The organism is Acetobacter fabarum, assembly GCF_040702925.2.
GTDB classification, from domain to species: Bacteria; Pseudomonadota; Alphaproteobacteria; order Acetobacterales; family Acetobacteraceae; genus Acetobacter; species Acetobacter fabarum_B.
Genome location: NZ_JBFCXX020000009.1, coordinates 102,810 through 110,172, shown reverse-complemented (window position 1 = coordinate 110,172; position 7,363 = coordinate 102,810). Strand labels below are relative to the sequence as shown.

Annotated in this window: 7 protein-coding genes; 6 read left to right on the top strand and 1 reads right to left on the bottom strand. The window is 57.4% G+C overall.

Features of this window, described 5'->3' with window-relative positions; all coding sequences use genetic code 11:
• Positions 1-240, top strand: a 240-nt coding sequence (locus AB2L51_RS08775; RefSeq protein ID WP_400921564.1) for an ExbD/TolR family protein, incomplete at its 5' end; no start/stop codon positions are given.
• 213 nt (positions 241-453) lie between these two features.
• On the opposite strand, the gene AB2L51_RS08770 is transcribed toward AB2L51_RS08775, so the two are convergent.
• Entirely contained in the window at positions 454-1,281 is an 828-nt protein-coding gene (locus tag AB2L51_RS08770) for a class II aldolase/adducin family protein (RefSeq protein WP_395582089.1), read from the bottom strand.
• A gap of 404 nt (positions 1,282-1,685) precedes the next feature.
• On the opposite strand from AB2L51_RS08770, the gene AB2L51_RS08765 reads away from it, so the two are divergent.
• The 5 genes from AB2L51_RS08765 (at position 1,686) to AB2L51_RS08745 (ending at position 7,337) form a co-directional block, all read left to right on the top strand.
• Positions 1,686-2,741 carry an ABC transporter substrate-binding protein gene (locus AB2L51_RS08765; protein ID WP_395582090.1) on the top strand — a complete coding sequence of 352 codons (1,056 nt, stop codon included), beginning with the start codon at positions 1,686-1,688 and terminating at the stop codon, positions 2,739-2,741.
• A complete protein-coding gene (locus AB2L51_RS08760; protein ID WP_475557841.1) occupies positions 2,738-3,730 on the top strand; it encodes an ABC transporter permease subunit in 993 nt (330 codons plus the stop codon). Before AB2L51_RS08765 ends, AB2L51_RS08760 begins: the two co-directional genes overlap by 4 nt.
• Before the next feature lie 122 nt (positions 3,731-3,852).
• A complete protein-coding gene (locus AB2L51_RS08755) occupies positions 3,853-4,599 on the top strand; it encodes an ABC transporter ATP-binding protein (protein ID WP_395582172.1) in 747 nt (248 codons plus the stop codon).
• Positions 4,600-4,691: 92 nt separating this feature from the next.
• Positions 4,692-5,867: an acyl-CoA dehydrogenase family protein gene (locus tag AB2L51_RS08750; protein WP_395582091.1), complete on the top strand. Its 1,176-nt coding sequence runs from the start codon at positions 4,692-4,694 to the stop codon at positions 5,865-5,867.
• A 126-nt stretch (positions 5,868-5,993) separates the two neighbouring features.
• The gene (locus AB2L51_RS08745; protein WP_395582092.1) at positions 5,994-7,337 is read left to right on the top strand and encodes an NtaA/DmoA family FMN-dependent monooxygenase; all 1,344 of its coding nucleotides are present in this window, start codon (positions 5,994-5,996) and stop codon (positions 7,335-7,337) included.
• The last annotated feature ends 26 nt before the right edge of the window (positions 7,338-7,363 follow it).

Sequence of the window (7,363 nt, the reverse complement as noted above, 5' to 3'; positions counted from 1 at the left end):
GTGACCCTTGTGGTGGATTTTGATAATACGATTACCTGGAACGGGCAGCCGGTCAGCAGCGAGGACGACCTGCAGGCGCATCTGCGCGAGATTGCCTCCGCGCAGCCAAAGCCGGAATTCCACATCCAGCCCAACCGGCTGGCGGATTACAAGACTGTCGTCCACGTCATGGCCGATGCCCAGAGGCTCGGGGTCACCCAGATGGGTATCGTCGGGCAGGAACAGTTCGTCGATCAGTAAGGGGAAAGCCGGCGACTCTCCTGTCGGCCGGATTTGCTAAAAGCTGCCCAGAGACGCACGGTCAGGCATTTTGGCCGTGCGTCCTGCTGACGGGTGTCCCGGATGAGGCAGAAGGTGTTACCGGAAGGTCGCGCCAATTTTTTATGACATCCGCTTTATTTCAGGTCGGCTGAAAGTTTGCGTCCCTGTCTGAAAATCGGGTTGCATTTTTTATTAATCAAGCAGATCAGGTTCAGCGCTGATAATCCAGTCCCAAAGCGGCTGAAAGGCAAAGTATCCGTTCTGCTCACCACCGACCTGAGCTACCGTCTTGCGGGCAATGTCGGGGGCAATAGGTCGGACAGTGCCTGCGGCCTGGGCCAGAAGCTGTGTGCGGGCGGCGTCGTCCATGCTGATGAACCACCATGCAGCCGCTTCCACGGATGTGCCAACTGTTAATAACCCGTGGTTTTGCAGGATCAGCGCCTTGCGCCCTCCCAAAGTGTGGGCCAGCCGCTCCCCTTCATGGTCTTCCAGGACAACACCACTAAACGGATCAAAAACGGCATGATCCTCATAAAAAGCGCAGGAATCCTGCGTTATGGGTAAAAGTGGCGCGCCCAGAGCGGAAAAAGCCTTGCCATAAGTGGAATGGGTATGGGCTGCCGCCACAACATCCGGTCGTGCCTTGTGCAGGGCGGAGTGGATGGTAAAGCCCGCCGTGTTGATGGGTCTGTCACCGCTCAGGATTGTGCCGTCATGGTCGACAAGCTGAAGGTCGGAGACGCGGATTTGTGAAAAATGCACACCCAATGGGTTGATCCAGTACTGGTCTGGAAATTCCGGATCACGCGCGGTCACATGCCCAGCTAGCCCTTTGTCAAAGCCGTAACGGCCAAACAGGCGGAATGTTGCGGCCAGGCGCTGTTTGCGGTGCAGGCGTTCTGCCGCATGGGAGGTGGGTCGATCCCGCACGGGTAGGCGGCGGGTGCGGGCGTGGGTTTCTCCCGTGGCAAGGGGGGGCGTCTGGGGGCGTAGGAGGGGAGGAGAAAAAGTTGTCATGGTGATTCTGTCCAAAGGTTGAGAGTATTTTTCGCATCTTACGCGTGTTAAATCACATTATGCGAAAATAAATTGTGGATATTAAATTATCTCTTGATAAAACGAAAAATAAAGTAATTAATTCTCATTGTACGGCTTATGAAAGTTAATGCTCGATGCCTTTGCCAGAAAGCCCACCCTCGCGTTCGAGGCGCTGCTGGCTGTTCTGGCATGGCATGTTGAGCGTTGCTCAAGAAAGGAATGACAAGAACTTTCTATCAATCTTCCCCGGTTTCGCCGAGCATTTTGACCCGTTCATACAGTTTGAGAGAGCTTGCATGACACCGTTTGTAGTGCAGCCCCCGTTCAGGAGCGAGGCCGTTGCCCGTGTGGCCTAAGCGGTCAAGGAACAAGGATATAACGTGATGCGCACAGGAGTTGTGTTGCCAGAGGATATTGCGCGCCGCAGGTTTCTGGCGCGGCTGGGGAGTGGCGTGGCGTTGGGCACGCTGGCGCCGCGCCTTTTGCATGCGCAGGAGGCGTTATGTGGCGGCGTATTGTCCGGCCCGGTAACGCCACTGGCCAAGCCGCGTAAGCTGACCGTAGCATGGAACGAGACTGCTCTGTGCGTTGCTGCCGTGCCGGTTGCGAAGGAAAAAGGGTTCTTTGCCCGCCATAATCTGGACGTCGAATATGTCAATTTTGGCGTGGCCACGGACCAGTTGCTGGAGGCCATTTCCACTGGCAAGGCGGATGCGGCTCCGGGCATGGCCCTGCGCTGGCTTAAACCCCTGCAACAGGGGTTTGATGTCAAGCTTGTGGCTGGGCTGCATGGGGGCTGCATGTATCTGATGGTGCCTGCGCAAAGTCCCATCCACACATTAGCGGACCTTAAGGGTAAAACCGTGGGGGTTACGGATATTGGTGGTCCGGATCGCAATTTTTTCGCCATCCGCGTCAAGGAAGCAGGGTTGGACCCTGAGAACGACGTAAGCTGGAGGGCCTTCCCGCCAGACCTTTTGCCTCTGGCGCTGCAACGCGGAGAGGTGCAGGCCATTTCTGACAGTGACCCCGTAAGCTGGGGGCAGCGCAGGCAGTTTGGCCTGCGGGATATTGATAGCAACATGGCTGGAGACTGGGCGCAGACTGCCTGCTGTGTGATCGGCCTGCGTGGCAGTCTGGTGCGGGACGAACCTGACGTGGCCCGTGCGGTGACACGCGCCATTCTGGATGCGGGGGCGTGGCTGGCGTGTAATCCGCAGGAGACGGCACGCATTTTCCAGCCTTATGTGCCACGAGTGTCGGTTGCGGATATGGTGAGCATGATTGGCATGGAAGGGCACCATCACCAGAGCGTGGCGGCCCCTTTGCGTACGGAGATCGTGCGTTATGCGGAAGCACTCAAGGCTGTTGGGGTCTTTCGTCCCACGTTTGATACCCAGCGCTACGCCTCACGCGTGACGGAGGATCTGTTCGCATGATGGATGGTGGAACAAAGGCGTTGGTGCTGCATGGCGCAGCCCGTACCCGTAAAGCGGCCCCTCGTAGGCCCCGCTCATCGGTTTTGGCGTGGCTGGCGGGACCGGTATGGCTTTTGGCCGCAGTGTTGACGTGGCGCTGGCCGGATGCGGATGATTTTCCTGCCACCTCGGTGCTGGCGGGACTGCTGGGCGCAGTTGGCGTGCTGCTGCTGGGAGCCGCCTGTGCGGGCAAATTGAAGGAGCGCGCTGCCTGGGCCATTGCTCTGGGCGTGGGGCTGGGAGCCTGGGAGTGCGCGCAGGCCAAGCTTTTACTGTTGCCGCGCCCATTTTTTGGCACCCCGCAGGATCTGCTGGACGTTTTTCTGAGCGACTGGGCAAAACTGGGCAATTCCCTGCTGCATTCCCTGTCTGTGCTGGCGGTGGGCTATACCGTAGGCTCGCTCTTGGGTGTGGCCATTGGCATTGGGTTGGGCCGCTCCGCGCGTTTTCGCTACTGGGTTCACCCTGTTTTGCGCATGTTGGGGCCATTACCCCCCGTGGCCCTGCTGCCACTGGCGTTTGTGCTTATTCCTTCAAGCTGGCTGGCGGGCGAAGCCCTTATGGTTCTGGCCGCCCTTTTTCCTGTTGCGGTGCTGACATGGTCCGGCATTGCAGCGGTGGACCCGGCCTTGCATGACGTTGCGCGGACAATGGGGGCGGGGGAGCGTTTTCTGATCTTTCGCGTAGCGCTACCCGCAGCCATGCCGCAAATTTTTGTCGGGTTGTTCATGGGGTTGGTGGGGTCGTTCGCCATGCTGGTGGTGGCGGAAATGCTGGGGGTTAAGGCGGGGCTGGGGTTTTACCTGCAATGGGCGCAGGGTTGGGCTGCCTACCCCAATATGTATGCCGCCCTGCTGGTTATGTCGCTCATGTGCACAGGGTTGTTAAGTGTGCTGTTCCATGTGCGGGACAAGGTTCTGCTCTGGCAGAAGGATAGGCTGAAATGGTAAAGACACAGGGTGAGCGTCTTTACGCCCAGGCAACTGGTGCGTCTGCGGATGGGCGTGTACAGGCCAGTAAAACCGGGGCGGAGGCACATGCGGCTCTTGCTGCTGCCAGCAGCGCAACCGGGATGGCGCTTCATCTCGAAAATGTACGTCATGGCTACAGGCTGGATGGGACTTACCGCCCTGTTCTGGAAACGCAGGATTTGCGGGTGGAGCCGGGCGAGTTTGTGGTGCTGCTTGGCCCTTCGGGGTGCGGAAAGTCCACCCTGCTGCGTCTGATTGCGGGGCTGGAAATGCCAGAGGCCGGGAGTATTCGTGCGGACGGGCAGGAGGTTCGTGCGCCGGGGCCAGAGCGTATTCTGATGTTTCAGGACGCAACATTGTTCCCGTGGCGAACGGTTTACCAGAACATTGCACTCTCGCAGGATATTTCCGGACAGCGCGATAAGGCCGCGGTGGATGCGGCCATAAGGCTTGTCGGGCTGGACGGGTTCAGGGACGCATGGCCGCACCAGCTTTCGGGCGGCATGGCGCAACGTGTGGCGTTTGCACGGGCGTTGATCAACCGGCCACATCTGCTGTTACTGGACGAACCATTAGGCAAGCTGGACGCCCTGACACGCCTGACTATGCAGACCGAGCTTTTGCGCCTGTGGAAGGAGCGCGGCTTTACAGCCCTTATGGTCACGCATGACGTGGATGAGGCGCTGTTTCTGGCAACACGGGTTATTACCTTGGGGGGGGCGGGGTCTTCGGTCGTTCTGTCCGATATGACCATTGATCTGGACCAGCCAAGGGACAGGGATAGCCCACGCATGATTGATTTGCGCCATCGCATTCTCGAACAGTTGGGCTTTGAGGCGTGTGCGTAAAATTCACAGCGTGAGAATCAACACTCGCCATGTCATCTGCAAGGGATAACCCGCCGGGAAAACACTCGGTAAAAACAGATAGGTTTTTCATTATGGATGGAGCACGTACCTACGGGGATCGCCCCGATGGGACAGATTTGGTGGACACACTGGCTGCCGTTTTCGCGCAGCGGGCGGCAGAGTATGACCGTAACGCCAGTATCGGTTTTGACAATCTGGCGGACCTGCGTGCGGCGGGCCTGCTGGCTTTGGCGGTCCCCCGTGCGTGGGGGGGAGAGGGTGCCGATTTGGGTAGGGTGATGGATGTGGTGGCGCGTATTGCGCGTGCGGACCCGTCAACCGCACTTATTCTGGGGATGCAGTTTATTCATAGCGCAGGTATTGCGGCGTCTCCCCTCTGGCCCGCCGCCGTGCGGGACGAGGTCCTGCACTCAGTTGTTCGTACGGGGGCGTTGATCAATGCGTTGCGGGTGGAGCCTGAACTGGGCACCCCCGCGCGTGGCGGTATTCCCGCCACCCGGGTGCGCCGGGTTGGGGGGCGCTGGCTTTTGTCCGGGCGCAAAATTTTTTCCACCGGGTCTGCCGCACTGCATTGGGGCATTGTCTGGGCCGCCACGGAGGAGGACACGCCGCGCATTGGCCAGATTCTGGTCCCGCTGAACAGCCCGGGTGTGAGGATCGAAAAAAGCTGGCACCATCTTGGAATGCGCGCCAGTGGAAGCGACACCATAGTGTTTGAGGATGTAGATATTCCCGAGCGCTACCTGATCGGGTTTGACGCACCTGTAGGTGCGGAGCGCGAACCCCCAACTGTTGCCCTGTGGCATGTGCTTGTTGTTCCAGCCCTCTATAACGCCATAGCCCAGTCTGCCCGCGACTGGCTGGTGGCGTTTTTGCAAAATCGTGTTCCCACAGCATTGGGTAAGCCTTTGTCCACTCTGACGCGCTTTCATGCTGTTCTGGGCGAGATTGATGGTTTGCTGCTGTGCAACCGCGCCTTGCTGGAGTGGGGTATCGGGCTGGAAGTGAATAATGCCAATGCACTGTCCGAGGGGCGGCAGATCAAGAGATTGGTGACAGAAAATGCCATAACTCTTGTGTCCCGCGCCGTAGAGGTTACGGGCAATCCGGGCCTTAGTCAGGATAATCCTCTGGAGCGTCACTACCGGGATGTGCTGTGTGGGCGTGTCCATACACCGCAGGCCGATGCGGTTTTGGAGCAGGTGGGGGAACGCGCATTTGCGGCATGGCGGCAGAATAGAGCGTAGCCTGTCAGTTTCGGGTTGTTTTTTGCGCGATATTAAAAATAGCAATTCCTGACTTTGGTTTTATTTTATATAACTGTATAAAAAAGTATTTTAAAAAATATATAGTTTTCAAAAGGAATATACAGGATGGCAATCCAGAAAAAAAATGTGCGCCCACATCTGGTGCTGGGCGCGTATTTGAGCGGAGCCGCGACCAATGGAGATGCCTGGCGTCAGCCGGACAATGACGTGGATGCGGATATCAATTTCACACGCTATGCCCATTACGTGGAAGTTCTGGAAGAAGGCAAGTTCGACAGTGTGTTCCTGTACGATAGCGTTCTTCCGGTTTCAGACACAAAAACTTTGGAATATAGCGCAAATTTTCCACGGTGGGATACTTTTACTCTCCTTGCGGGCCTTGCCGTGGTGTCGCGCCATATCGGGTTGATCGGCACGGCCAGCACAACGTTTAATGAGCCGTACAATATTGCCCGCAAGGTTTTGTCCCTGCATCACCTTAGCGGTGGGCGCGCGGGATGGAATGTGGTGACTGCAACGGGTGGTGGGGAGAACTTTAACCTACCAGAGCATATGAAACATGCAGATCGCTACAGTCGTGCAAATGAATTTTATGATGTTGTTGCGGGTCTGTGGCGAACGGTCCAGTCAGGTGCCATTGTGCGTGACAAGAAGAGCGGCCGCTGGGCCGACCCGTCGCGCATTACACCGCTGAACCACAAGGGCACATATTTTTCCGTTCAGGGGCCCTTGAATGTACCCCCACCGGAGCAAAGGCTGGGAACCCCCGTTATTGCTCAGGCCGGATCGTCCGAGGATGGGCGTGATCTGGCTGCACGAATTGGCGAGGTTATCTTTACTGCGGAATATGATCTGCAAGAAGCCATTCGCTTCCGTCAGGACCTGTTTGCGCGGGCGCAGCGTTATGGGCGAGGGGAAGCGCCTTTGCGTATCCTGCCCGGTCTTGCACCCATTGTTGGCCGCACAACGGAGGAGGCGCAGGAGAAGCTTGAGCGCTACCTGTCCTATCTTGATCGGCCGGAAACACTGAACGCTTTTGCAAACTACGCAAGCCTTGGGCTGGATCTGGCGTCCTGGCCAAGTACACAACCCATTATTCTTCCAGAAGTTCTGGCGCAGACCAATACACACAAAAGCCGCCAGAATCTCATTGCCCGCTGGATCAGGGAGCGCGCGCCAACGCCTGATGACATTCTGCGGTTTTTCAATCGCGGGGGGCACCGCCTGCTTGCGGGCAGTGCGCGCGATATTGCTGACCATATTCAGGAATGGTTTGAAGCGGGGGCGGTGGACGGTTTCAATATTATGTTCACCAGCGCGCCTGCGGGCATTGAGGATTTTGTCCGTCTGGTTGTGCCTGAATTGCAAAAGCGCGGTTTATTCAAAAAAGATTATACGGGCTTTGGCCTGCGCGAAAACCTCGGACTTCCGAATTCCATCAACATCTGAATATTCTCGGCGACGTAGATCGTATG